The sequence below is a fragment of the Vibrio marisflavi CECT 7928 genome (genome assembly GCF_921294215.1).
Taxonomy (GTDB): domain Bacteria; phylum Pseudomonadota; class Gammaproteobacteria; order Enterobacterales; family Vibrionaceae; genus Vibrio; species Vibrio marisflavi.
In genome coordinates, this window is the sequence record NZ_CAKLDM010000001.1 from 529,310 (window position 1) to 555,941 (window position 26,632).

Here is a 26,632-nt window from a genome sequence, read left to right on the forward strand (position 1 = left end):
TTTCGCGAGGATCACAATCCCAGCCAAGTGTTACTTGCACTTGGGTGTGTAAATCGTGTATCCAAAATTCGTTTATTTAGAAAATGTACATATTTGAACTAGTACGTTTTTGGGGGATCTGGGTCAGCACTATTAGAAATGGCAAGTGGAGACTGCATTTGAATACAGTTCATTAGATCAGAACTCGATATCAAGCCTCTTATACAGTGGGTGATATTGATGTTGTGTATGGTTGTAATAAAGTGAAAGCAAGGACCATAAGCAACTTTAGCTTTTGTGAAAATATTCATGATGACCTCGCTATTTATATCTCATTTATTTATTAATGAGATTTTATTCACTATAAAAGCATATCCCTTTATTATCTTTTAAATTAAATCCCTTAACCTTTAAATATATTTTGAAACTATGAATTTTATCAGTAATTGATTTAGATCAATTATCCCAGATTAACGTTTTTTTGTGATGTAAGATATTGTATTTTAAGAGTATAAAAAAATATATTTTAGATTTTATATTAAGTATATATATCGTATTTCTGGTATTTACGGCTTTGGTTTAGGAGTGGGTAAACTATAGTTATATAAAGCGTTGGTTTTTGATTGGTATATTGTCTAGGAAAATGATCATATAAATATTCATATTTATTTTTGGTCAAAAAATACTTACATTATTGATGTGGGTATAATATTTGGAATATTATTGTGACTGGAATAACTATATATTCAGTAAATGCGCTTCATAGGGGTTTTTACTGACTAAATTCGCAAAACTAAGCCCTAGAGAAACATTGAAATGCAATTCGTCGTATACTAGGTGCAGGTTCAGTTTCAAACACAAAAGGGAATCAATGAAACAGTACTATGCAGAAATCACAGGCTGGGGTAAGTGTATCCCACCAACTGTCTTAACTAACGAAGACTTAAGCACTTTTCTGGATACTTCAGATGAGTGGATAAAGACCCGAACAGGAATTGAACAACGCTGTATTAGCCATGTTGACACCTCTGACTTAGCTACTGTAGCAGCGCAAAATGCCATTGCATGTGCGGGCATATCAGTGAAAGAAATTGATCTTGTTATTGTTGCAACCTGCTCTGCAGACTCACAACTTCCTAACGTTGCTTCTCATGTTGCCAAGAACTTGTCGATAGAAGGCGCTGCTGCATTCGATCTAAACGCAGCGTGTACGGGCTTTTTATATGGGCTAGAAACGGCAACTCGTCTTATTCAAGCGGGCAATTATCGCAATGTTGTTGTGATCGGTGCAGAAAGGCTTTCCTACTATATAGACTGGAGTCAACGAGATACCGCGGTACTGTTTGGTGACGGTGCGGGCGCCGCCGTACTTTCAAGAACTGAGAAGCAAGTAGGGTTGCAGCAATCTAAAATTGGTTGTGACTCAGAAGCTAGAGAAATACTGGCAGTGAGCAAGCTGGGAACCTCTATGGATAGATTCGCGGCTGATAACGGCTTGTGGGACTTTAACTTTGTAGGCAAGGAAATATTCAAACGTGCCGTGAAAGGGATGGGAGCAGCTGCAGAAACAGTTTTGACGGAAGCAGGCTTATCTACTGACAACATTGACATTGTTGTACCGCATCAAGCCAATATTCGCATTATACAAACCTTATGTGATATGTCGGGAATTGAACGTGACAAAGCGTTTGTGAATATTCAAAACTACGGCAACACGTCAGCAGCAACTGTTCCTATTGCCTTATGTGAAGCATTGGAGCAAGGAAAGGTAGAGCCGAACAGCAACATGTTGATCGCAGCATTTGGTGCTGGGCTTACATGGGGAGCTGGAATAGTTAAATGGGGTGAGAGGGTTACGCCGCTTGCTCAACCTACAGCATGCTTGCCTAGTTGTGACAAATCGGCTTTGGAATTACTCCAAGTTGCGATAGAGAAGTGTACTTCCGGAAAATAAACGATGATTCTTTAGCCTGTAGAAAATACAGGCTATATATTATTTTAATTCAATAACAAAGAGTGAGTTGCGCAAATTACTGGTATCATGCCAAAGTTCGTACTTGCTTAAAGGTTTTCAATGAAGTTTCTTCATACTTCTGATTGGCATTTAGGTCGCCAATTTCATCATGTTTCTTTGCTTGAAGATCAAGCTAGCCTCCTCGCACAGCTTATAGACTATATAAAAAACCATTCAGTTGATGCCGTTATAATCGCTGGTGATATATTTGATCGATCTGTTCCGCCCACTAAGGCCATTGAGCTGCTCAATAAAACTCTCAATACTATTTGTGAGGAGCTAAAGACTCCAGTCATTCTCATTCCTGGTAACCACGACAGTGCGGCTCGCTTAAATTTCGGAGCTAAACAGATGAAAGCTTCTGGTTTACATATTGTGAGCTCATTCGATCAGATGGTGGAACCTATTACTATTGAAACTAAGCAAGCTGGTTTAGTTTCTTTTTATGGAATGCCTTACAGTGACCCTGAAAGCGTTAAACATCATTTTCAACAACCTGTGTCGACCCACGACGAAGCCCACCAATTGTTAGCGGATAAAATTAAGGATTGTTTTATAAGCGAGCATAAAAACGTTTTAGTTAGCCATTGCTTTGTGGATGGCGCAATTGAGTCAGACTCTGAGCGTCCTTTATCTATTGGTGGTTCAGACAGAGTCAGTCATGAACATTTTGTCGACTTTGATTACGTCGCACTTGGACATCTTCATCAACCACAGAAGAAGGGCGCTGAGTATATCCGCTATTCAGGCTCTCTGATGAAGTATAGCTTCTCTGAACAGCACCATAAAAAAGGGATGACTCTGGTTGAGTTTGATAAGGATGGCTTTAAAACGTCGGAGCATATTGATTTAAAACCACGACACGATATGAGAGTTATCGAAGGCAATATGGATGAGATTCTTCAAGCGGCTAAGAGCGACCCAAACAATGAAGATTATGTTTTGGTTCGATTAATGGATAAGCACGCCATTCTTGAGCCTATGGAAAAATTCAGGACTGTCTATCCAAATATTTTGCACTTAGAAAAACCGGGCATGTTAGTCGGAGTAGAGCAGGAACTGGGCGCGGCTTCGCTTAAGCGTAGCGAGATTGATATGTTTGAAGATTTTTTCCAAGAGGCGCAAAAATCCTCACTCAATGAAGCACAAAAAGAAGTCATTGAACAAGTTATTCAACAGCTAACCTGCCAATCAGAGAGTTAAGATGAAGCCGATCTTTTTATCCATTCAGGCGTTTGGCCCTTTTTCTGATAACCAGAACATAGACTTCAAACTGCTAGGGGAATCACCACTATTTTTAATCAATGGTTCTACTGGAGCTGGAAAAAGCTCTATCTTAGATGCCATTTGTTATGCTCTTTATGGAGAAACAACGGGTAACGAGCGTACGGGTGATCAAATGCGTTGCGATTACGCGAGCCCAAACCTTGTAACCGAAGTGCGCTTCGAGTTTTCGCTAGGACAGAAAAGATACCAAGTTACTCGTTCTCCTGATCAGTATTTGCCAAAGAAGCGTGGTGAAGGGTTGACGAAACGCAGCCATAAAGCAGAGTTTGTAGAACTGAGTATAGAGAACCAACAGCTCATAGCTTCTAGACCAACCGAAGTAAACAAGTGTGTTCGTGAATTGATTGGCTTGGATGCAAAGCAATTTCGTCAGGTAATGGTTTTACCACAAGGGCGTTTTCGCGAGCTACTTACAGCCAACTCAAAAGAACGTGAATTGATATTCGGTCAGCTTTTTCAGACACATATCTATAATGCAATCGAACGTGCTTTGTTTGACCAGTCAGCGGGGATTCGTAAGCAAAAAGAAGGCTACGACAACCAGATTAAAGGTGTTTTAGATAGTGCCAATGTAGAGAATGAAGACGATCTGAAGAATCAGAAAAAGGCTGAAGAAGATGCCTTGGCGGACTTTCAACAAACATACGGAACAAGAAAACAACAACTTGAGCAAGCAAAGCTTAATGAAAAGAAAGCTTTGGAAACTGCGGCTAAATTTACTGAACTTAATGACATAAAAGCGAAGCTTTTGCAGCACAAGTCGTTATCGGATCAGTATCGTGAAAAAGAAAAACGAAGAAATGAAGCTGTTAGAGCGACTTATTTAAACGAGCATTATCAAAAGGTTCATGATACTAAGCAATTGGTCACGCGCTATCAAAACGACAGTAAGAACCTCTCAAACCAATTAGTAATTTCCAGCAATGCATTTTCCGTGGCAGAGACCGAGCTAAAAGCTGCCAAGAAACAACAGCAACACATTGCCGACTACGAGCAGCAACTGTTTACGCTTAAAGCAACGAAAGAGAAGCTGATTAGAGTGGATGAGTGCTCTAATCAGCGGCAGGAAATTGCGAACTCTATTAGTCGAGAAAAAGGAGAGCTAGACTCCCTAAGAAAATCCATTGAACGTTTAAGCCAGTCCCTTGTGGCAAAACAAGCTGAGTATGACAAAGCGAAACTCGCTGAGACTCAGTTGCCAATTAAAATTCAGGCTACTGAGCAACTTAAGTCTATCCTGAGTAGTTTGGCTGAAAAGGAATCTCTGAATAGTCAGCTAGAGTCAGCGCAACAAGTAGAGCAAAGGTTAGAGAGCTCAAGCTTGGCGTTAGTTAAGAAGTCTGAGCAAGTATTGGTTCAAACCAATGAGGTGGAGTATCAATGGCACTCTTCACAAGCAGCGGTATTAGCAACGAAATTGCAAATAGGACAGGCATGTCCTGTATGCGGTAGTCTAGAACATCCCGATATAGCGGAATTTTCTGGGGTTGAAGTGACTCTAGAGGTGGTTGAACAATCTAAAGTTAAGCTTCAAACAGCTGTAGCAGAAGCCAACAAGAGCAAAGAGCAACTGAGCCAGCAGAGAGTTGTTACTGCTACTTTGAAACAGAAAATGAGCTCTATTGAAGAACAACTAGTCGGTTGTTCCTATAGTACCGAAGAGGTAACTGAAGAACTCAATAACTTGGCTGCAGAAATTCGTTCGATTCAATCAGTTTCAGTAACAGATTTGGCTACGCAGCTTGAACAATTGACGGCTCAGCAACAAGTAGAGAATAAGAATGAAGCATCTCAGCTAGAAAAGGTGAAACAGCAAGAACAAGAACTAGCGGCTATTGAAGCCAAGTTATTAGAAATTAAAAGAGACGTTCCCGAAGAGTACCAATCCTCTCAAAGTGTCGAAAAGCAGATTGCAACGATTGAACTGACAGTCTCTAATATTCAGAAAAATGTGATTGCAGCGGAAGAGAAAGTGCAGAGTGCTTCTTCTCAACTGACAAAAGTTCAAGCGGAGCAATCACAACTGACTTCGCTTATCCAGCAAGCAGAATCGGATCTGACTTTACACCAATCAACGCTGTCGCAAAAGTTAGCTGAAAGCTCCTTCACAGATATACAGCAGTATTTGAATAGCTGTATGACGGAACAGGAAGTCGCAGAAATCGATGCGTGGCTTAATGATTATAATCAGAAAGCCGCGTCTTTGACTGCTTTAGTCAGCAAATTGAAACATGAACTGTCAGGTTGTGCTCAACCAAACCTTGCTGAGTTGGCAGAATGTACAAAGCAGTGCGAAGAGCAAGAAAAACAAGCAATGCAACTTGTTACCTCGGCCACTTCTACCTTAGATAGGCTGCAAAAGGCGCAACAAAGTTTATCAGTACTACAAAGCCAAAATATTGAGCTAGAGAAGCAATATCAAGTAGTGGGAACGTTAAGTGATGTCGCTAATGGAAGAACTGGCGCAAAAGTTAGTTTGCATCGATTTGTACTAGGTGTCTTGTTGGATGACGTGCTGATCCTAGCTTCAAAGCGCTTAAATAAAATGACGCAAGGGCGTTATGACTTAAGACGTAAGCTTGGACGCTCAAAGGGTAATGCTGGTTCTGGCTTAGAGTTGATGGTTGAAGATAGTTATACCGGCAAGTTACGTGATGTGGCGACGTTGTCTGGTGGTGAGTCATTTATGGCGGCATTATCATTGGCGTTAGGCTTATCCGATGTAGTTCAGTCATACAGCGGTGGTATTCGACTAGACACTTTGTTTATTGATGAAGGCTTTGGTAGCTTAGACCAAGAATCTCTAGATTTGGCTATCCAAGCCTTGATTGATTTGCAGCAAGGGGGCCGTACAATCGGTATTATATCCCATGTTAGTGAATTAAAAGAGCAGATTTCCCTTAGGGTAGATGTCAGTGCAAGTCGCACTGGGAGCGATATCAAGGTCATGAATTAGATAGAAATCATTAGTTTTATAAATAATTATTGTTCTATTTCTAATATTTTATCAATAAATAAGGTGCATAGTAGAAACTATGCTAAAAGTTAATAGGCTGGTATCAGTCGCGGCATAACGATTGCATAAACTATATAAATAAAGGTCGTTGTAGGTTTGTTGGTTAGTAAAACCATATGTGGTTTAAATAGTTATGGAAGTCATTAAAAAAATATACAAGTACTCCGAGCCCAACTTAACGCTAGTTGGGTGGATGGGGTTTGTCGGCTTTCCATTCTACTACTACGTTTGGTGTTATATTTTCCCGCAAACTTATGAAAGCTTATGGCTTAGGATTGTTGGCGCGATTCTGTTCTCTGGCATCGCTTTTCGTAAGTATTTTCCTAAGTCGTTACAGAAGTACATCCCTGCCTATTACTTAGTAACGGTAGGTCTTTGTTTGCCTTTCTTCTTTTCATATATGATGTTTATGAACAATTGGTCTACGGTTTGGACCATGTCGTTTATGGCGTCTATATTTCTACATATTTTACTTGTCCACGATACGAGAGTGATGGCTGCGCAAGCCATTCTATGTATCGCTGCCGCTTATTTACTAGCGTATGTACTGAACTCTAGTGCGCCGAGCGTATACGTTGTATGGGAATACATCCCCATTTTTACCTTTACCTATGTGTTTGGCACATTGTTCTATTTTAGAAATCAGGCTGAACACGAAACCAAGGTCTCTATCGCCAAATCTTTCGGTGCGGGCATTGCGCACGAAATGCGAAACCCACTGAGTGCTTTAAAAGCTTCCTTTGAAGTGTTGAACTCCATAATCCCTAGTAAAACAAAAGCGAATGGGGCTTATTATCACCTATCCAATCAAGAGCTGGACTTGATTGAAGAGATAGTAACTGATGCTGATGAGACAATACAGAATGCAAACCAAACCATTGATTTACTTCTCACTTCTATTGATGAAACAAGAGTCTCTACTTCGACTTTTAGAAAACATTCGATGTGTGAAGTGGTTGAAGGAGCGATTAAATCTTTTCCGTATAAAAAAGCTGCAGATGAGCAGGCGATAAAGTTTATAGTGTTGAAGGACTTTGATTTTCTGGGGAGCGAGACATTACTCAGGTATTCTTTGTATAACCTACTGAAAAACGCATTTTACTATCAGTCTTCGTCAGATTTCCATATTACGGTGATGCTCCGCAGTGTTGGAAATTACAATCAGCTTATATTTAGAGATAGTGGCGCTGGGATTGAGCCTGATGTGATGGAGCATATCTTTAAGGATTTTTACACTGTAGGTAAAAGTAATAGTTACGGGTTGGGTTTACCCTTTTGCAGTAAGGTGATGGGGGCTGTAGGAGGAGATATTTCTTGTCGGTCCGAATTAGGAATGTGGACCGAGTTTATTTTATCGTTTCCCCGATACGATTCAACTGCTGTAGGAAAGCTTAAAATGGAATTAATGCGAGATAAGTCAATACTTTATATTGGCAATACTACGGTGTTGGAACGACACCTGTTGGAGCAATCCTTTTACAAAGGCTATCGCTTAAATAGTATTGATGTGACGGCAGCCCTAGATAAGCAAGAATACGAGTTTGAATTTGATATTGTACTGGTCGATTTAGATAGTTTGTCTGGTCAACGAGATAAGTTCAAAGTGTTAGAGTCTCGCTTAACGTTTACAGAAGGTCGAATCGTTTATCTCTATGATAAACGCAATACCTATCACAGTGACTTTGATCGACACTTAACGATATTCCCGATAGAAAAATCGTACTTCTTGAACAACAGTCAGGAAGTCTTTAACGAACTCATGTTTGAATCTCCGTTATCTGACAGAAACTTGGTACCAAAAAAAGCAACGGTTTACGGAAAAACCATTATGATTGCAGATGATAACCATTCACTCAGAACCTACACAGCCATATTTCTAGAAAAGCAGGGGTATCACGTCATTCAAGCCCAAGATGGGGAGCAGGCGATACAGCAGCTAGAAGAGCACCCTATTGATTTAGTGCTCATGGATATTGAAATGCCCAAAGTAGATGGGATAGAAGCGACAAATGTAATTCGCCACTCAGAACACGAATATTCAGATATTCCAATTCTTGCGCATACAGGAGATAGTTCGAGAATATCCATAGATAAAATACAAAGTGCAGGTATGAATGATTACATTATAAAACCAGCAGAGGGAACGATTTTAATGGATAAAATTTCGGATTGGCTATGAGTGAGTTCCCTAGCTTAGTACACAGATCACACATCTAGTTCCCCCTCTATTCCCTTGCTATTTGACTATATCTAACCTGGTTGTGCGAGATCTCTTACAAATATGTAAGTATTTGCAGTTATGGTTGTATGGTAATTGTTCGTCAGTCTGATTAAGTTACTAATAAATAAAGATTAAAATTAAATGTGACATAGGTTTATTTTAATTTACTGGATAAAAGGCCTGTTTCGATGCTCCGATTTAGGTAAATTGTAGATGTCGACAGGGAGTTGGCGTTAAGGACAACCTTCAGGAAGAAGGATTGATTATTCAAAGGGGATGAATAATCGTTAAGGAAAAGAGTTTCAACAGGTATTCACTAGGATGGTGTTACCAAATGAAGTTGAAACAACACAAGGAAAATCGTTATCAGGAAGATGACGTGTAGGACTCCACTAGGGAAGGGTGGAACGTTAGTCAGGATGACCAACGGGCAAGGAATGCAAAGGACACCGCTAGGAAGGCGAAGATAAGGAAAGCGCTTAAGGATAAGCCAATATATCAAGGAATAGATGCAGGGAGCACCTAAACGTAGCTGGATTGCTGCAAGAAAGAAAATGCCCTTATAGTGAAAGCTGTAAGGGCTCTTTTTTTTGCAGGTTCTTTGCAATCTATAAGCTCCAACCAACGACGGCACATCACTGCCTAGTCCCTTTAAAACAGACTCAATATATTGCCCGATTTTCCTATATAGAAACTGACAGTTCTATTGAATTTCTCCCATAGACCTGAGCCCGACATCAAGATTCTTAGTCTTGGGGCTGTGAAGTTGATTTTGTCAGTTTGTCAGCCTATGCAAGATAAGCCATTTTGCTTGTGAGATATCTCTTACAAGTGCGTAAGATTATAAGGTAAGGAATTTGCCTTATTTAACTGTGTTTCCTTCTAACTATATGAATAAAAAGTATAAAATAAAAGTGTGATGTTGGTCGGTTCTAAATTTGTGAGTATTTATGCTGTCTAATCGTTCTCGTTTCGGTAAATTAAGGGTGTCGACAGGGAGTTGGCATTAAGGACAACCTTCAGGAAGAAGGATTGATTATTCAAAGGGGATGGATAATCGTTAAGGAAGATAGTTTCAGCAGGTATTCACTAGGATGGTGTTGCCAAGAATGTTGAAACAACACAAGGAAAAATCATTATCAGGACGATGATGACAAGGACTCCACTAGGGAAGGGTGGAACGCTAGTCAGGAAGATCAGCGAACAAAGGATGCTAAGGACACCGCTAGGAAGGCGAAGACAAGGAAAGCGCTTAAGGATAAGCCGATATATCAAGGAATAGATGCAGGGAGCACTTTACAGTAGCGGGATTGCTGCAGATAAAGAAAACGCCCTTATAGTGAAAGCTATAGGGGCTCTTTTTTTGCTTTTTTTGAAAACATTTCAACCATAGTTCAATCAATTCGAGCCCAGACTATACTTAAGAATTACAGCTGAATCTCCTGAGTATCTTACCATCGGCTATAAAGTTATAACTTTCAAGATCGATTAATTGTCATTAGTCTTGCCACTGCTTGTAGAGTGCCTAATTGCTGTTATTGCCTATCAGTTTGCCTACTTGTAAAACTCACAAGCTAATACCTTTCTAAGTTTGGAACTATATAAACCTTATGGACAAGTAATAGACTTTTCGATTTTTCGATAGGTTTATTTCTATATCAGTTAGATAAGGTGTTAGTTTTTATTAGTTATAAATCAAAATGTAAAGGTTATTTATGAATATCAACAACATAAAAGACAATATGTCTGACAAAGTATGGGGTCTGATAATCCTCAATGTTATGTTCCAGCTTAGAATGAACAGAAGAGAAGCATGCATATACTTGGCTAATAGACGTTAATCTATAAGTCTGGGTAAATTTAAAGATTAAAAAGTATGAATCGGTTTTGAAAATCTAATAAATTTTCCATAACTAATTGAGATGGTGAGAGGAATTATTATGGATAAGTATTGGGAAACAGCAATTGCTATTTATATGATACACCTAAAAATGACTCGCAAGGAAGCCTGTGAAGCACTAGGGATTGTTAATGTAAGATAATCATGTGTTTTTTCATGGTTTATAATGAAAAGCACAGAGCTTATATACAGTATCAGCTTTTGCTTAGATACGATTTAGATAAAGTTAGCGTGAATGGATATGGAACGTATACAACAATTAAGCGGTTTAGGGAATATCAGTATTAATCATGTACGTTATTTTATTAGTTTATATGAATTAGGGAGCTTGTCTAAAGCAGCCAAAGATTGTGGTGTTACACAACCATCTATCTCAAAGAGTATCAAAAGTTTGGAGAACCAACTGGATATTGTCTTATTTAACAGAGACACGAGAAAGTGTTACCCAACGGCGGCTGCGACCCAGCTTTATCCAAGGTTTGTCGAGTTATGCACAACTGCACTTGCTGTCAGCAATAGCCTAAATGTAATAAAATCTGGTGATTTTGGAGAAGCAAATCTAGGGTTTGGTCAGTTAATTGCCCCATTAGCTAGCCGGATTACTGCAAAAATATTGTCAGCAAACTACACGGACCTTAAAACCAAGATCGTACAGGACACTCCAAATAATTTGCAACGTCGACTGTTGCAGGGCGAATTAGATTTTTTTATTTGCCACGATGAGGCGATTGAACATTCGAGTCTTGTGGAACAGATTGTATTTAAGCCTTTTGCCGAAATACAGCTAGCCGCTGTAGCAGCACCAACAGCTTACTTCTTAGCTAAAGGAGATGATATCACCACCTATCCTTGGGCTTTTCCAAACATAGAAATGTTAAAAACTTCAAAAAATAATTTCTACTCCAATTACTATTTAAAAATAAGAGAAAGCAAATCGATATTATTCGAGGTTGATGACGCTGAAGCGAGGTTAGAACTAGCTATTTCTGGTCGAGCAGCGACTGTTTCCTCCCGGTTATCACTAGGGAAGTATATAGACAGCGGCAGCTTGATTTCTCTTCCAATATCTATCGACAGTATAAACTTAGGGGTGTTTTACCTAAGCACAAAACCATTAACACAAAATATGAAATCGCTAATTAATTCCCTGAAATGCTACTTCAAGGCTGTAAGTAAATGATACACAGACTTAAAGGTGATAAGAAATCCTCACAACAATTAAACTGGGGTTTAAAGAGCCCGATAAGCCATTATTGCTTGCAAATATCATAAAATCCAACAGTCAATACAATGCTAGGTTAGCAGGCTCTTGTTTATCTACTCAGTTAAATAAAGTACAGATCTGGGTGATGATACGCTTTCTCGCAGACCTCTAAAATTGAGTCAATTTGGTGATCTGTTAGCGAGCTATGCAAGGAAAACCTCAAGATATTTTTATTCGGTGTTGTCGCTGGGCGACAAAATACAGCCCCAAACACCCCATTCTCTTCAAAGAAATCACGAACTTTTTCGGTATTGCTCTCTTCGCCTGTTTCCAAGGCAACGATCTGAGATTCACTGCGAATAGTAAAACCAATCTCGCGCAGAGACTTTTTAAAGTAGTCTGCTTTTTGGAATAGTCTATCTCTCCTATCATCACTTTCTTCGATTACTGATAGCGTTTTTGACAGGCGAGCTAACTCATAAGGCAACATCGCAGAGCTAAAGATTGCTGGGTAGGCAACGAATGGAATGCATTCATTTGCTTGATTGTTACACCAAATAGCTCCAGCGCGATAGGCAAATGTTTTAGCTAGACTTGCCGTCATAAAGTCTACTTTCTTTGTTAGGCCTAGCTCGTTAAGAAGTCCTGCGCCTCTATAGCCGTGAGTGCCAAGTGAGTGCGATTCATCAACTAACACAGCACAACCGAACTCTTTAGCCACACAGATTAATTCCTCAAGAGGCGCTAACGTGCCAATAGTACTGTAGATGGAATCAACTACAACAATACCCGGACCATTTCTTTTAATGAGCTTAGTAAGGTGGCGTACATTGTTGTGCATGAATGGATGTATGTTTGCACCTGCTATTCTCGCTCCTTCCCACATAGACATATGAGCAAAAAAATCAATGTATACGTTACTCTGATCATCACAAATTGTCTGTAGAAGGGCAGTATTGGCACTCCAGCCAGATTGGGATAATAAGCAAGAAGAAAATCCAACGTAGTTTGCTAAAGCGGTTTCGATATCGGGCTTAGAATCTTCATCTTGCAAAAATATGCCTGACATAAAAGGTGAATCTTGCTTGGCTTTTATAGCTTCCACATGCGCATCGATAATGCCTTCATGATTCGATAAATCTAGATAATCATTACTCTGCAATACGATATCATCGAATTTTGGCCTTTTACCTAACACAAGGTGTTTGCCATTTTGGTTCGACTGAATGAGGTCTTCAATGTAGAAGTCGAGCTTGCTTTCAATAAAACTAGGTAAACGTGGGTAGTGAGTGAGCGTATTCATAAAATACTATCCTTTTTAATTATTTATATACAAAGCCAGCTGACACCTAATATATGAAATAAAATGGATAATAGATCGAGGGGTAGATTCTCGTTTTTTGCATTGTATGGCAAAGAGAAATACGGTTACTATTAATTATATTTTTATTAATTACTCTAAAGGGACTCTATCTTCATTAGTGTAACTTTTTGAAAGGTTATGATTAGATAGTGCTTTTGTATGACAGGTTGCATATTCTTGTCGTCAGGTCCTAATGAAATTTCGTTAGAAAATGTTAGGTGTTCTATTTTTTTGAGAATATGGAGCTTAGAGAGCCGGTAGTATATCAAGACTATTTATCGGCTAATTCCTGCCAAGTTCTGGCCAGTACATTCTTACATATCCAATTGACACCCATAAGACCAGTACAGATGCGACGGTTAGCTCTATATAACCAAACCTGTGTAGCCAATGCCAGTGTGGGTAGTAGATTTCAAAGAACGAGGTAAGGCGGTACATTGCAATAGCACTGATAACTGATGGGAAGGTCACGGAAGCAATGGAAGGTTGAAAGTCTAACTTCAACAGTCGGAAGTAACACAAATAAATCAATAGTGTCATAGTGATAGCAATCCCTGCCAGAGCCCCTGTTAATATTGGGTCAGGATCAGGGAAGTTCACCAAATAGCTTGCGAGTGTTAAGTTTATCGGCGCGGCCATAATAGCAATTGTTGGCCTAGCATTTTTAGGCAAGCTACCTTCAAATACCAATCGATATAAAACGACAGGGAGCATGAAGAAGTAAATGGTTATACAAGTATTCACCAGTGATGATGAAAAAACGGTATGACCGAATGTAGTGCCAGCTAGTGAGCTACTAATTAGGCCTACCGGATATAGAAACCAACTAGGCGCAATATTGGAAATTTTAAAGTGGGTCAGCTGAAAAGTAAAAAACAGCACCATCATTGTCAAATGAAGTAAGACCGCTATAAACCAAATAGGATAGGCAATATTTGGTGCTATAACCGCAAGATAGTCACAAAGAATAAGTAGAGACATACTCATTGGCGCTAGCAAGCTACCATTTAACGGGTGACTAATTTCCGCTAGAAACGTTTTTATACTTGTGAGGTACTTGAGGAGTACAGGGAGCAACATGAGAGCGCCGACAGCGACCATGTATGGTCGCATCAATATGCCAATCGAGGGGAGATATAGGGCCCACGCATGTCCTAGGCCGATGATACCCAATGCTAATGATGCTTGAGAAGGGGGAACATTTTGATATCTGGTAATCCGTCTCCAGTTCAAAGGCTTTACTCCATTAATCGGAACTAATTTAGCAACAGAGTGTCTGGGTTGCGCTCCTTCACTCCGAGAAAATTGTATAAGTCACCAGTTAGAAAACTAGCCAAACATACTCATATGCTTGGCTAGTGTCGACAACCTAGTACATTGATTGCTTAAGGATACTCTTCTTGCCTCAGCTTTTCTGCTTTTAATGTACGATGTAAGAGCTGGCTATAGATTGGCTGGCCGCCTAACCACTGAGCAAATACAACAGCACCCAAACAGGTAGTAACAAGTGGCAGAATCAAGTGGTAGTTACTGGTCATTTCAATGACAAGCAGGATACCAGTAATAGGCGCTCTCACTGTTGCTGCAAACAGTGCCCCCATTCCAGCAATAGCGAACATTCCCGGTGTGATGTCTAAGCCCGGTAGCATTTTTTGAGCGATTAAGCCAAAAGCGTAACCAAATAGAGTACCTAAAGCTAGCATTGGAGCAAAGATGCCACCCGGAGCACCAGAACCAAAACATAACATAGTGGTTAAGATGCGGCCTAGGAATATCAGTAAGAGTACTGATGCTGCAAACCCGCCGTCCGTAATTGTACGGATTAACTCCGTGCCGTCACCAGCTAACTGAGGGATGTATAATAGAGTAATACCAAAGCAGCCACCTAGCATCGCGCCAACGAACAAGAAACGTTTGCGGCCATTCTTATGAATGCGAGCAAACATGTCTTGGAATAAAGTCACTAATCTATTGAAAACGACACCAAAAATACCAAACAACGCACCTAACAATAAGAATAGGAATAGCGAACTAAGCTCTGGAGCATGATATTGTGGCACAGTGATGACTGCACCTTGCCCCATGATAGAACGAAACACTATTGTCGCCATTACCGAAGAAATGATTACTGTTCTAATAGAAATAAGTGAGTAGCGAAATTGTGGACGCATTTCTTCAATGACAAACATGATTCCCGCTAACGGAGCATTAAACGCTGCGGCTAAACCACCTGCGGCGCCAGCTGCCAGTAAAGAGTGGCGAGTATCATCATCCTTAATTTTAAATATATCGGTAATCATTCGACCGATTGCACCACCCATTTGTACAGTTGGCCCTTCACGACCCAACACCATGCCTGCGCCTAAAGTACCTAAGCCACCTAAGAACTTAACAGGGATGACACGCCACCAGCGCATAGGACGTATTCCATCCATTGCACCTTCGATTTCTTGAATGCCTGAGCCGGAAGCTTCAGGCGCGAAACGGTGAACTAAGTAATAACCCACAGCAGCGAGTAGGGCACTTACCGCAAACGCTATTAACCATAAAGGAACAGCATGGCTGATTTTATCTCGAAGCCATGATGTGCGAGTATCAGAGACAAAGTGGACACCTAGTTGAAAAAGTGTACCGATAAGTCCAGTAAGAATACCGACAATAAGTGACATGATCATCACTGATATTGGTGTTTTTTCCTTTGAAGAGAGAAACTGGTTAACCGCATCTTTGGGTACGCGTGCGAGTAACGATTTCATGAACTTCTCTCTTCTTGTCATTGGGATATGGGCCTTATGGTGGAGTATTGAATTTGATGGCGCCATTATACTCGCGAAACGTTGATCTGACAGAGATAAAGTTGAAAATTTGATTTTCAAATTTGACATGAATTCATTTCGTTATTGGTAAAGGCTAGGTATATACAGGCTTCAAACACCGTACATTTTATGTGCCATTTTGCCGACTTGTTAATGGCGGAGTTAATATGTATATGTTTGGTGAATAACTTGAGTTTTGCTATCTTTGGTCCATATTTAAAGAGTAGGGAATATCAGAGCCGACTTGGACGGAGGAAATAGCGTCTCCCTACTTACAATTAGGATGATTTTATATAGAAAGTTATATCCTCGTATTTTGTTCAGCATATAAAAGCTGATTCGCAAACTCACGATTGAGCAACGAGGTAGAAGGCGCGCCCAGTTGGTGCGCCTTTTGTCATTTTTTAGCCGTTCAACAAACAGTATAAGACAAGAAGATTGAGCTTAAACTCGTAAGCCAGTATCTTGTGCAGAATTAGTCAATTGGCAACACTTAAGGTCTTTACAATGTCAAATCGAGTTCCAACCACTATAGTTACAGGCTTTCTAGGGTCAGGTAAAACGACAGCGATACTAAATATGCTAAAGCAGAAGCCTGAAAACGAAAACTGGGCTGTACTGGTAAATGAATTTGGTGAAATAGGGATCGACGGTGCGTTGATGTCAGAGCAAGGCGCTTTAATTAAAGAAGTTCCAGGTGGATGCATGTGCTGTACTGCGGGAGTGCCTATGTCTGTAGGTATTAACGCTTTATTAAGGACTAAGCCTGACCGCTTGCTTATTGAACCAACGGGATTGGGACATCCAAAACAAGTAATGGCCGTGCTTACTTCAGAACAATACCAACCGTATGTAGATCTCAAGGCAACCATTGCGTTAGTTGACCCTAGAAATTTTTCGAACGAGAAATATACATCAAACCAAAACTTTAACGACCAGCTTGAAGTTAGTGAAGTGATTATTGGCAACAAGGTGGACCAATGTTCAAGCCAAGATATTGATGCATTCAACGATTGGGTAACGAATCAGAATCCCGCGAAGGTATTTCATAAGTTGGTGAAGTTTGGTGATATTCCATTAGAAGTTTTCGACATAGAAAGAGTGCATGTAGACATGCAGAGTAAGAGCAATGCACATTTCAGCGAGCACGCTGAATCAGAACCGCAATTTGAGCTATCACCCAACCAAAGCTACGCCAGAAAAGAAAACAAAGGGCAAAAGTACTTCAGCTGTGGTTGGTTAATCGGCGCGGAATATAAGTTCGACTTTGACCAACTTATGTCTATGCTAAATGCAATTAGTGCAGAGCGAATTAAAGCAGTGCTGAATACCAATCAAGGCTGCTATGCATTTAACCTAGTCAACGGTGTTCTTTCTGTGAATGAAATGAGCTTAGAAAATTTTGAATCTCGCATTGAGGTAATAGACTCTCAGCTTTTACCGTGGGATGAACTTGAAGCGGTATTGCTGAAACTCTGTGGCATTTCATCATAGTCGCTGAAACAGAAAAAAGCCCTTTACTGAGTAAAGGGCTTCGATTGTATGTGGTTCAGCTTTACTTACTTAATACTGGCTATAAATGCTGGTATTTCCTTCTCTATCAAAAGCAATCACCGCGAACCCTTTGTAGTCCTGCCCGGGAGCTGCCATACCAGGTGAGTGCTGAGGCATTCCGGGTGCGGCTAGGCCAACGATATTAGTTGGCTTTTCTGACAAGAGTCGAGCAATGTCAGACTCAGGTACGTGCCCTTCAATCATATAGCCTTCAATCACTGCTGTGTGGCATGACATAAGCTTAGTCGGCATACCAAACTGCTGTTTCACTTGTTGCCAATGTTGGGTGGGTTGAATATCAACGGTATAACCTTTTTGCTGCATAATTTCTGCCCATTCAGTGCAACACCCACACGTAGGAGATTTGTATAGCTCTACCAGTGGGTTAGCTAAAAGTGAAAAGCTTGAAAGAGCAAAAATTGTCGTAATCAGTTTAATTGTCCATTTCATAATATGTATCCTGTTTGAACGGCATTTAGCATAAATTGCTATGTATAAAGCAACGTTTACTAAATACGGGTAGAAATTTAAAAATATAAATGTTTGGCGTGATTAGTGTTCAAACAATAGGAGGGCGATAAGGTATGAAGGCGGGAAAATACGGTCTCGCATTGCTTTCTTGGCCAATGAGCAGTAAGCGGCTCTGCTGATTGTGAAGCCTGAGTGATTGGCTCGAAATATAAAGATTGGCGACACTAACAAAGGAACAGCATGAAAGCTCTATTTGATCGTGAAAGCTCTGGCAACAGTCTTCTGTATGTGCTCCTGACGTATTGTCTAAGTGGTGCAGAGGTGAGTGATGACTAGAAGTTTGTAGTTGTACTGAAAAAGTCGAGCTGGAGTTGATACTTGCAGCAAACAGAAAAATCATAGCGAATAAAGCTATGATTACCCATCTATTATGCAATTCCATTTGCTGCAAATTATCACCAATACTTCGTTGGAAATGTCCTCACTAGATAGTTTAGTGAGTTAGATATAAATTGTCTTAGAGAAATATCGAATGATCGACATCCTCTAACAAAGAATACTTTCTAACGCTTGTTTTTTAAATACCTTTTTCTGCGCTCTTCTTTTTTCTTGGCTTTTTCTTCTGCCTTTCTGGCGGCTTCCAGTTCTACTTCCACGAGCTCTTTCGTGATCATATCGGGCAGTTCGAGAGTAAGTTGCCCTAGAGTTCCGGAACGTAGCTCATGTAATAGGATCTCTGATGCTTTGTGTAAATCTACTCGGCCACCAGCACGGAGCGCGCCACGTTTGGCACCAATAGCCTCCATGAGCTCGACATCACTATCTGGCAGTTCTTCAAGTTGATAGCGTTCAGATAATTTTTCAGGATATTGTTTGGCAAGATACTCAACGGTATAGAATGCTACTTCGTCATATTCCATGGCGGTGTCTTTAACTGCCCCTGTCGCTGCCAGACGGAAACCACTGTGCGGGTTTTCTACTTTCGGCCACAGAATTCCGGGAGTATCAGAAAGGACGATACCATTTTGCAGATTGATACGTTGCTGCCGGCGAGTGACAGCGGGTTGGTTCCCTGTTACTGCAATGGTGCGGCCTGCCAATACATTTATTATGGTCGATTTACCGACGTTAGGTATGCCCATAATCATTGTGCGTATGTTTTTACCAATTTCTTCACGATGTGGCGCCAGCTTTCGGCACAATTCAGTGATTTGCTGGACTTCATTTGGATTGTTGGTGGTGATAGCAATGGCTTTTACACCTTTCTCTTGCTCTAAATGTTCAATCCACAACTTGGTGATCTCAGGGTCTGCTAAATCACGCTTATTCAATACTTTTACGCAAGGCTTATCGTTACGAAGATGAGAAATAAGAGGGTTTTCACTGCTAAATGGTATCCGTGCGTCGAGCACTTCAATAATAACATCTACTTGAGGAATGACTTCTTCTATCTCTTTTCGAGCCTTGTGCATATGGCCCGGAAACCATTGAATTGTGTTGTTAACCATTTGAAAAATTGCTCTTATGTTTTATGGTGTTGCTGGTGGGGTATCAGGTTGGGTGCCCAATCCATTTAGTCGAATTGTAAGGTATATCTACCTAGCTAAGGTCGAACTTGAATAGCACACTAGCGATCTTTGGCTAATTATAACATCTAATTATTCAGGCTGGTATGAGTGCATTCTTAGCAGACCAGCTTAGCGTTTATGCTGATATTCACGACCCGAATTATCTCGCTATTACAGTATCTATTTTCTCTCTATCATATTATTTCTTAATCTCTAACTGGAAAGGCCGATGCTAGATGTCATCGGCTTTTCTATTAGCGACGCTTAGATTCGCGCTTCTGCAATTCGAATTCAAACTCATCGGGATAGAGGACAATCCCTTCACCTTGCTGATCAGGGAACACGATGACCGAAAGTTCATCTTCTTCTAGCCCTAAAGTCCAGCGACTTTTCCATTTTGCTACCGAAATGGGTTCAGCTTTAAATCCTTCCCATTCATCCGTTGCCCATTGCTCTGCGTGCTCTTTCGTTGGCCAAACAGGGACACAATCATCTTCATCCGCGGTTAGCAGCACGCTGCCGTGTTCATCGACCAATAGCCATATCGTTTGTTCAAGCGCTACGGTTTTGAAAAGTTGATTCATTCTTTCGGTTGGATCTTTTGGCAGTTTGTCTAAAGCTGTATTCGCAGTCATTAAGAGCCTTTTATGATAGCTGACGGTTCGTAAAGTGGACCTATTATATACCTAAGTGATCTCAAGATGCATTATTCAGTGTTTTCAATTTGAGGAAAGCTGCCGTAGGAAGGGGGCCACTTTCTAGGTGGTTTGACGTAAAAGTGGAAGCTCTATTTCGTTGAAACAAGCATAGCATCGAATGATTCAGGCTGATATTGGGTTATGTTTAGGTAAAGTGAGTAGATGAGTACATTTATCGTAGGACGTAGGATATTAAAAGCTCAATATTTTGTATGGTGAAATGGATCTGAAACTATGCTGTTTGTCGCTTCAGATCCATTTAAGCTCATTTCCTACTCAGTTAGAGTGCCCTCAATCAACTTAGTTCGCTCATTTGCGGAACGATTACTGATCTCGTGCATGATGAATGTATTTTTGTCACGAGTCCAAGCTTGACCTGACTGAGCATCATAGTGGTGCGGTAGCTCAATTTCCTTTGGGGCATATGCTTCAATGCCAAATTCTTTTGAAGTATCTATTGCTCTTAGTGAGTGCTCATAGAAGGCGACAACAATAGTTTTACCTAAGTCTCCACCTGACAACTTAACTGCTTCTTCAGCAACACCAATAGTACTGAGGTAAGTAACAGAACCGTCGCTATTAACAACAGGGTTAATATAAAACAGCTTGTCTGAAGGAATACGTTTGCCGATTGCTGTCGCAATTTCCCACTGCGCGTAAACGGGTTTTCCGGTTTGTTTATATATTTCGACAACCGTATTGGCCAACTCTTGATTCATTGGACCCGGGGTTTGATTCCCATTTGGAAGAACGCGATTTCCAAAAGAATAGGCAAGTATGCTGTCTGCTTGATTTACAGATAGCTCTTTGCCTTTCCAAGTTAACAATTGATTAAGAATAAACTTAGCGGCGTATTCTGCCGCGGGCTTGTCTTCGAGTTGCACAGTTAGTTTTTCGACCAAGCCTTGTTCAAGCTGAGTGTCGGTCATGGCAAATGACGGTGCTATGTACAATATTGACAAAAGGGGCACTAAAATTAATTTTTTCATTTAACTGTCTCGTTATCTGTTTTCAAACTGGAGGATTGTCCTGTACTGGTTAAGCCATCGCTAGCAACTCCGTTTGTGTTGCTAGCGATAGCATGAACCGCTTTTACGTTCGATTATTAGTTACAAGGTACATTCACGTTGATTTTGGCGCTTGCAGCCTTCTCGTCAAAACCTCCCGCATGAATGGTTACAGGAATAACGCCACAACGTTTTGGTGAAAAGTTGAGTCGTTCTTTGAGTGCTCCAAATGCTTGGATACGTGGGATTATCCGCGTGGCAATCAATTCGTTTTGACCACGTTCATCTTCTGTTGTCAAATATAGTTTCAACCCATCGACTTGCGACGTAGTATCCATTTGAGCAAATAGGTCTACACCTTGCTCGGTAAGCTGATAGCTTATATCTGATAGAGAAATATTTTCTTCCGGCGCTTCTATATCAGTCGTCCTAAGTATACCCATACCTGTTGTGTTGACGTTTTTGGGGAGCACGGTAAATCGCTGGGGATACATGCCAACGTTGTTCGTAAAACTATACTTACGTTCTGGTACTTCGGGATTGCGCTCTGTTATAATATTTGAATTATATTCAAGAGCGACATCAGCAATATCTTCATAGGTCCATCCTATTGAGCCCTCAAGACCTTTTCCAACCATTTCTGAAATTTTGTTACCCTTGTCATCTTGAGCCCAAGCAACTACCCAGAAATAAAAACTTTGACCTGCAAATTTGTCCGTATCCCATGTTACCGAAGCAGTTGTCCAGTTACGTTGGTTTTCATCCATATGATCAGCACCCATAAGGCGGCCAACGACGGATTCACCAATCAATATTGCTGATTGGGGTACAAGAGCCATTGTCTCTTCATCATAGTTTTGTCGATAAAAACGAACATGTACTTTGCTCCCTTCAGGCATATCTTTTAAGCTGTAGTTATAGACACGAGTTGTTAATTTCATCTTCTCACCGGCAGTAGCCTGATAGCGAGTTTCATTGCTACCTAGAGGAGTAATAAAGAAACCTCTCATGTTATAGAAGTTGCTACTATATTGTGTATGCCCACCTTGAGGAACGGGATAGGGTATTACACAGTTACCAGTCTTCGCTCCCCCTACGCAATTTATAGCAGTGTCATCTGTGTTCCCATCAATGGCTGTGTATGGTACATCTGAAGACCACCGGGTTGGGTTATTTAATGATATATCAATGTATGTTCTATAGTCATTCTTGAGGTTCCACCACCCACCTTTCAGATCGACCAAATATCCTAGTTTTAGGTAACCCATAGCGATTGATTTGGGGTCTGCTCTTTCAGCAGCTTCACGAACGGTCTCGGGTGTCAATTTGCCATTTAAGTCTCCGGTTTCTACTTTGTCGCCATAGATGACGGGGGTAACATTATATGAATATTGGTTGGGGTTTTTAAAGTTTGCCTTTCGGTCAATTGACACATTCATCTCTTGATCGAAAGTCTGGATACTGGTGGCAGTATCATTGGAACTATAGGAGCCATCATAGTCTATATTTAGTGTATTCTTTGATGAAAGTCCGGTTAATTTTTCAAACTTTTTGCTACTCCCATAACTAGCTTCAAAGCCAAGGTTCCAAGTCCCAGTATTTACTAATGTCGTTTTATCGCTGTCCGAAGTAGCATTGTTCCAGATCATCGTCCACGAGCCTTCTTCTTGGTTTGTGCTAAACGCAACGTTTGCGGGAGTCAGCAGAGCAATACTTGCTCCATAGTCATGTTCCAATTGATCTATTGTGGCCGGATAAGAGAGAATGCTTCCAGGCTCGTGCACTGGTTGGTACCAAGGAATAACACTGCCATCTGTATACAGTTTTTCAATCTCTGTCGGTATTGTTAGCTGAAGATAACGTTGCCCCTTTTCACTGTCTGAACAGGTTTCTTGACCATTGGTACAAACAGTTTCACCGATCACAGGGTAAAGGTAATAGTCTGTATAGGATGTTGATATGCCAATTTTATCGTGACCTCCAGCACTTTCATTAATCTTACGTGTAATAGCACTGTTGCTTGTGCTCGTGATACTATCTAGGTTTTGATTGGTATAGCTCCCACCGAGCGATAACTTCATGTCCGCAGCTGCCACTAACCCATTGTATCCGCCTTCAAATGTGAGCTGAGTTGCTACAGTGTTGGTTAAACTGGTGGTGGCTTGTTCGATAAACGTAGAAGTTTCTTTATTTTCAATATAAATTCCTGCTTTATAAGCTTCTCCACTCATGCCTCTTGTGAAGCTCAAGTTTAATAAGTCAGGTTTACCATTATAGATACCGCTGTAAGAATAAGGTGTTGTATAATCGACGTGCGCTGGTGGGGCACCGACTATGATATATGGTTTATCCCTGCTTTCTGTTCGATAATGTAACGGGCTGCCAAGAGTTACCGAAAGCCCCTGTAAATCAGCTGAATAGAGTCTGTTTTTTGAACGGCGCCAGGTTTTGGTCTTTCCTTCTTTCGCTTCGGAAAGAGTCCTAAACGGTCGAAATTTCTGATCTTCGAGAAAAGAATTGGCACCGTCAAAATATCTACTGGTACCGACAGAAAGCCCCGAACTTTGTTTTTCTGGAGATATATACGTGACTCTTTTTTCTTCGTTTTCGCTGTCCCAACCATCAGAATATATGATTAGTTTTGGCCACATATCATCTTGTTCGGAAACTTCCTTGAAATTACCAGCTGCAATACCACGCATGAACTTAAGGTCTTCTTTGTTTTCTTTATATACTTTGTCAGAACTTTTTGTAGGTTTAGTGCTTACATTTAGCGAGCCATCAAATGTAAATCTCGAAACGTTTATTTGTCCCGGGGTTATAAGATAGCGATAGTCGCTGTCCATAACCAGGATTGCGTAGTTTTGAGCAACTAGCCAAACGTCGTCAATAGTACTGTACGGGCTTGATGGTGATGTAACCGCAAACACGTAGCCACCCGTGTGTTCAAACCCCCATGCATTCCCTATTTCTATAGTCGGACCGTCTTCGTATTTTTTGGCAGTCAAGATATCTAAATCAGACGTAATTTCTTTATAATCCTTTTGTGTTGCGTTCATCTCGTTATCAAAGGTATAGGTAACGCCTTTTACTTCCCATTTTTCAGATGATCGTACTTGATATGCTATCGCAACAAAAAGGTCATCACCGCTACCATAGAAATTACCAACGGCGAGATCGAAAGATGCTGTTTTGTGGTCATATCTATCTTGAAAGCTATATGAAGGCCTTTGTACCATGTCAAACGGTTGACGTCCCTTGCATATTGTCCCTTCAATGTCACCAGCGCATACAGTGAAGACATTCAGTTGGTTATAGCCAACATAGACGACTTCTTTGTTTCCATCGGAATCAAAGTCGCCTACAACGGGTCGGCCATAGTAAACCCGATCGTTACGGGTAGACTTTGTTTTGAAAGAGCCTTCAGTCATAGTTTCTAAAGAGCCTTCACTCGTACTAACTAATAACTCTACTGACGGTGTAATTTCTACAATTCCATCAGAAGGCTCATCGGGATCTTTTGCTTTGAAAAACCGAAATACGAGAGGGACTGCATCAGAATCTAAGGTGCTTTGCGCGGCTATGTCTAAGACTTGTTCAGTACCATCTGCAACAAAATCAGCTTTAACTAAGTTATGATCGTTTAGGAGTGAGGGGCGTATTGGTAAATTATCAATATCGTCTATAACGGTTTCACCTACAGTCTGTTCATCTAACGTCGCGACTGCTCGCCAATAAGATCTATTATTTTTAGGATCACGTATGGCACTAGGCTCTATGTATAGAATAGATTCCTTCTTGGAGTTAAAAAAGTAACCGGGGATCATATCTGGACTAAAGTTAAGCGGAATATTTGAGCTGCTAGGTGTGCCTGGTACGGTTTCCGAATAAATTGCTTGGCCTTCAGATGGATTATAGTTGTTCATTAATATAGCCCGTCCCATTGATACAGGGCCTTTATCCACTACAGCGGTTTTATTCACAAGCAAATCAAGTTTAGGTGAAAACCGGTGATGTCTCTCGAGAGGGTCTTTAATTGGTTCAGAGTGGATCGATCCTATTATTGATAGCGTTGCGACCAATGATATGGAGCACAATTTGAATATTTTCTTCATATTAGTTCCTTTAGTATCAAGATAGCTATACAAAGCTACTTTTGTTCGGTATTAGAACAAAGAAGCACAAATCCTTAGTTTGATAACAAGCTTTACCTTTTTATATTTTTTATGCGATGAACTTACATACATAACTTATTAATAACAACAGTGCTTATGGAATAGTGCTTTCTATAAATGGAATAAATAACTGAACCGAAATCACTTTTTTTCATAATAATGTTTTTTGTTGTTGAAAGTCTTTAATCTATTTTTTAGGATAAAAACCAAGCTAAATCGAATGTGGGAATATACCATTTTCTGGATGTTAGATTTGTTTTTAGGTGACTTGTTTTTAATCTATTTTAAATAAGTTACTTAATGCTTTTACTTTCTTAATGCAGTTCTTGTTTTGTTTTTATTAAATATTCAACATATTAAAATGTTATATATCAAATTTTATTTGATAATATTGTTAGAATTGTAATGGTGTATTAAAAGGATGTTTATAATGTTTTCAATGGATAGCCTAGAATATTTTGTTTCTGTTGTTCAGTGTGGCAGTTTTACTGCAGCTGCTGAGCAACTAAGCTGTTCAACTTCTACTGTTTCCCGACATATACACCAATTAGAGAGTGATTTATTGTCTCCTGTATTTACCCGTCATACAAGGAAGGTTGTACTTACTGATCAAGGTCGTTTGGCGTATGAGAAAGCGCTTAGAATATGCGAGCAAGTTAAAGAGTTGAAAAATGATATAGCACTTAAAAGTCATGATGTTACTGGTTTGGTACGAGTAAATGGACCGAATTGGATTATGGAAAATTACCTAGTGCCAATCCTACCAAAACTGCATGAGAAATGGCCATGTTTACAGTTGGCTCTAAGTTACGAAGAAGGTGCTATTGATCCTTATATCTCAACACATGATGTCTATCTATGTGAAGCCGAACCTATGGATTCATCGTTAGTTGTGAGGTCAATAGCGTCGCCAGAGTTCTGGGCTTGTGCTTCTCCAAAATATCTTAGCAAAAAACCAGTACTTGAAACTCCTGATGATCTGAAAAAGCATTCCTTATTAAGCATTTCTCGATTCGGTCAGGTTGCTTATTGGGTTTTCAATTATGCTGCAAGCAACGAAGTCGTTTCTATAGATACGTCCAAAAGTTGGCTTACATTTACCAATTACACTATGGGGCGTACTGCCTGTTTAAACGATGGTGGAATAACGCTGATGCCAAGAAGTATGGTTGAACGTGATGTTTTAGAAGGGAAGCTATGTAGGGTGTTGTCTCAATATAAAATAGATACAATAAAGGAAAAGAAAAAAATACATCTTGTATATACAAATCAAAGCTATAAATATCCCAAAGTTAAGGCAGTGATTGATAATATGATTGATTGTTGCTTTTGATATTAAATAATGTTTTTAGAATGAGC

14 protein-coding genes and 2 pseudogenes are annotated in these 26,632 nt (G+C 40.2%); 8 read left to right on the plus strand and 8 right to left on the minus strand.

From position 1 onward, the window contains the following. Positions 1-850 precede the first annotated feature (850 nt). From L7A31_RS02390 to L7A31_RS02410, 6 genes and pseudogenes are all read left to right on the plus strand, one after another. Positions 851-1,933 carry a ketoacyl-ACP synthase III gene (locus L7A31_RS02390; RefSeq protein ID WP_237359892.1) on the plus strand — a complete coding sequence of 361 codons (1,083 nt, stop codon included), beginning with the start codon at positions 851-853 and terminating at the stop codon, positions 1,931-1,933. Between the two features lie 120 nt (positions 1,934-2,053). Further along, positions 2,054-3,196, plus strand: coding sequence for an exonuclease SbcCD subunit D (locus L7A31_RS02395; protein WP_237359893.1), 1,143 nt, complete (start codon positions 2,054-2,056; stop codon positions 3,194-3,196). A 1-nt stretch (position 3,197) separates the two neighbouring features. Beyond that, positions 3,198-3,890 (plus strand): annotated as a pseudogene (locus L7A31_RS22275) (AAA family ATPase); the annotation flags it as partial. 762 nt (positions 3,891-4,652) lie between these two features. Then, positions 4,653-6,236: pseudogene (locus L7A31_RS22280) on the plus strand (SbcC/MukB-like Walker B domain-containing protein); the annotation flags it as partial. A gap of 193 nt (positions 6,237-6,429) precedes the next feature. After that, the gene (locus tag L7A31_RS02405; RefSeq protein WP_237359895.1) at positions 6,430-8,475 is read left to right on the plus strand and encodes a hybrid sensor histidine kinase/response regulator; all 2,046 of its coding nucleotides are present in this window, start codon (positions 6,430-6,432) and stop codon (positions 8,473-8,475) included. A 2,177-nt stretch (positions 8,476-10,652) separates the two neighbouring features. Continuing rightward, positions 10,653-11,597 carry a LysR family transcriptional regulator gene (locus L7A31_RS02410; RefSeq protein WP_237359896.1) on the plus strand — a complete coding sequence of 315 codons (945 nt, stop codon included), beginning with the start codon at positions 10,653-10,655 and terminating at the stop codon, positions 11,595-11,597. A gap of 145 nt (positions 11,598-11,742) precedes the next feature. On the opposite strand, the gene cqsA is transcribed toward L7A31_RS02410, so the two are convergent. The 3 genes from cqsA to clcA all read right to left on the minus strand — a co-directional run bounded on the left by cqsA (position 11,743) and on the right by clcA (position 15,761). Continuing rightward, positions 11,743-12,924, minus strand: a complete 1,182-nt coding sequence (gene cqsA, locus L7A31_RS02415; protein ID WP_237359897.1) for an alpha-hydroxyketone-type quorum-sensing autoinducer synthase — start codon at positions 12,922-12,924, stop codon at positions 11,743-11,745. A gap of 342 nt (positions 12,925-13,266) precedes the next feature. Next, positions 13,267-14,217, minus strand: a complete 951-nt coding sequence (locus tag L7A31_RS02420) for a TDT family transporter (protein WP_237359898.1) — start codon at positions 14,215-14,217, stop codon at positions 13,267-13,269. Positions 14,218-14,369: 152 nt separating this feature from the next. Beyond that, entirely contained in the window at positions 14,370-15,761 is a 1,392-nt protein-coding gene (clcA, locus tag L7A31_RS02425; protein ID WP_237359899.1) for a H(+)/Cl(-) exchange transporter ClcA, read from the minus strand. Positions 15,762-16,307: 546 nt separating this feature from the next. On the opposite strand from clcA, the gene L7A31_RS02430 reads away from it, so the two are divergent. Beyond that, on the plus strand, positions 16,308-17,294 hold the full coding sequence (locus L7A31_RS02430) for a CobW family GTP-binding protein (protein WP_237359900.1): 987 nt from the start codon (positions 16,308-16,310) through the stop codon (positions 17,292-17,294). Positions 17,295-17,363: 69 nt separating this feature from the next. Here the strand turns inward: L7A31_RS02430 and L7A31_RS02435 are convergent, their stop codons facing one another. The 5 genes from L7A31_RS02435 to L7A31_RS02455 all read right to left on the minus strand — a co-directional run bounded on the left by L7A31_RS02435 (position 17,364) and on the right by L7A31_RS02455 (position 25,213). Continuing rightward, on the minus strand, positions 17,364-17,804 hold the full coding sequence (locus L7A31_RS02435) for a DUF411 domain-containing protein (RefSeq protein WP_237359901.1): 441 nt from the start codon (positions 17,802-17,804) through the stop codon (positions 17,364-17,366). Between the two features lie 584 nt (positions 17,805-18,388). After that, entirely contained in the window at positions 18,389-19,333 is a 945-nt protein-coding gene (ylqF, locus tag L7A31_RS02440) for a ribosome biogenesis GTPase YlqF (RefSeq protein WP_237359902.1), read from the minus strand. A gap of 314 nt (positions 19,334-19,647) precedes the next feature. After that, positions 19,648-20,028 (minus strand): DUF2750 domain-containing protein, encoded by a 381-nt coding sequence (locus tag L7A31_RS02445; RefSeq protein WP_435532871.1) that lies wholly within the window; start codon positions 20,026-20,028, stop codon positions 19,648-19,650. Positions 20,029-20,363: 335 nt separating this feature from the next. Next, complete coding sequence (locus tag L7A31_RS02450; RefSeq protein ID WP_237359903.1) at positions 20,364-21,080, minus strand: hypothetical protein; 717 nt, start codon at positions 21,078-21,080, stop codon at positions 20,364-20,366. Between the two features lie 116 nt (positions 21,081-21,196). After that, the gene (locus tag L7A31_RS02455; RefSeq protein ID WP_237359904.1) at positions 21,197-25,213 is read right to left on the minus strand and encodes a hypothetical protein; all 4,017 of its coding nucleotides are present in this window, start codon (positions 25,211-25,213) and stop codon (positions 21,197-21,199) included. 490 nt (positions 25,214-25,703) lie between these two features. Here L7A31_RS02455 and L7A31_RS02460 point away from each other — a divergent pair, with 490 nt between their 5' ends. After that, on the plus strand, positions 25,704-26,606 hold the full coding sequence (locus tag L7A31_RS02460) for a LysR family transcriptional regulator (protein ID WP_237359905.1): 903 nt from the start codon (positions 25,704-25,706) through the stop codon (positions 26,604-26,606). Positions 26,607-26,632 lie beyond the last annotated feature (26 nt).

Excerpts from the sequence above, each read along its gene's own strand:
- L7A31_RS02390 (WP_237359892.1), top strand. The coding sequence starts at position 851 with ATGAAACAGTACTATGCAGAAATCACAGGCTGGGGTAAGTGTATCCCA.
- L7A31_RS02395 (WP_237359893.1), top strand. The coding sequence starts at position 2,054 with ATGAAGTTTCTTCATACTTCTGATTGGCATTTAGGTCGCCAATTTCAT.
- L7A31_RS02405 (WP_237359895.1), top strand. The coding sequence starts at position 6,430 with ATGGAAGTCATTAAAAAAATATACAAGTACTCCGAGCCCAACTTAACG.
- L7A31_RS02410 (WP_237359896.1), top strand. The coding sequence starts at position 10,653 with ATGGATATGGAACGTATACAACAATTAAGCGGTTTAGGGAATATCAGT.
- cqsA (WP_237359897.1), bottom strand. The coding sequence starts at position 12,924 with ATGAATACGCTCACTCACTACCCACGTTTACCTAGTTTTATTGAAAGC.
- clcA (WP_237359899.1), bottom strand. The coding sequence starts at position 15,761 with ATGACAAGAAGAGAGAAGTTCATGAAATCGTTACTCGCACGCGTACCC.
- L7A31_RS02430 (WP_237359900.1), top strand. The coding sequence starts at position 16,308 with ATGTCAAATCGAGTTCCAACCACTATAGTTACAGGCTTTCTAGGGTCA.
- L7A31_RS02435 (WP_237359901.1), bottom strand. The coding sequence starts at position 17,804 with ATGAAATGGACAATTAAACTGATTACGACAATTTTTGCTCTTTCAAGC.
- ylqF (WP_237359902.1), bottom strand. The coding sequence starts at position 19,333 with ATGGTTAACAACACAATTCAATGGTTTCCGGGCCATATGCACAAGGCT.
- L7A31_RS02445 (WP_435532871.1), bottom strand. The coding sequence starts at position 20,028 with ATGACTGCGAATACAGCTTTAGACAAACTGCCAAAAGATCCAACCGAA.
- L7A31_RS02450 (WP_237359903.1), bottom strand. The coding sequence starts at position 21,080 with ATGAAAAAATTAATTTTAGTGCCCCTTTTGTCAATATTGTACATAGCA.
- L7A31_RS02455 (WP_237359904.1), bottom strand. The coding sequence starts at position 25,213 with ATGAAGAAAATATTCAAATTGTGCTCCATATCATTGGTCGCAACGCTA.
- L7A31_RS02460 (WP_237359905.1), top strand. The coding sequence starts at position 25,704 with ATGTTTTCAATGGATAGCCTAGAATATTTTGTTTCTGTTGTTCAGTGT.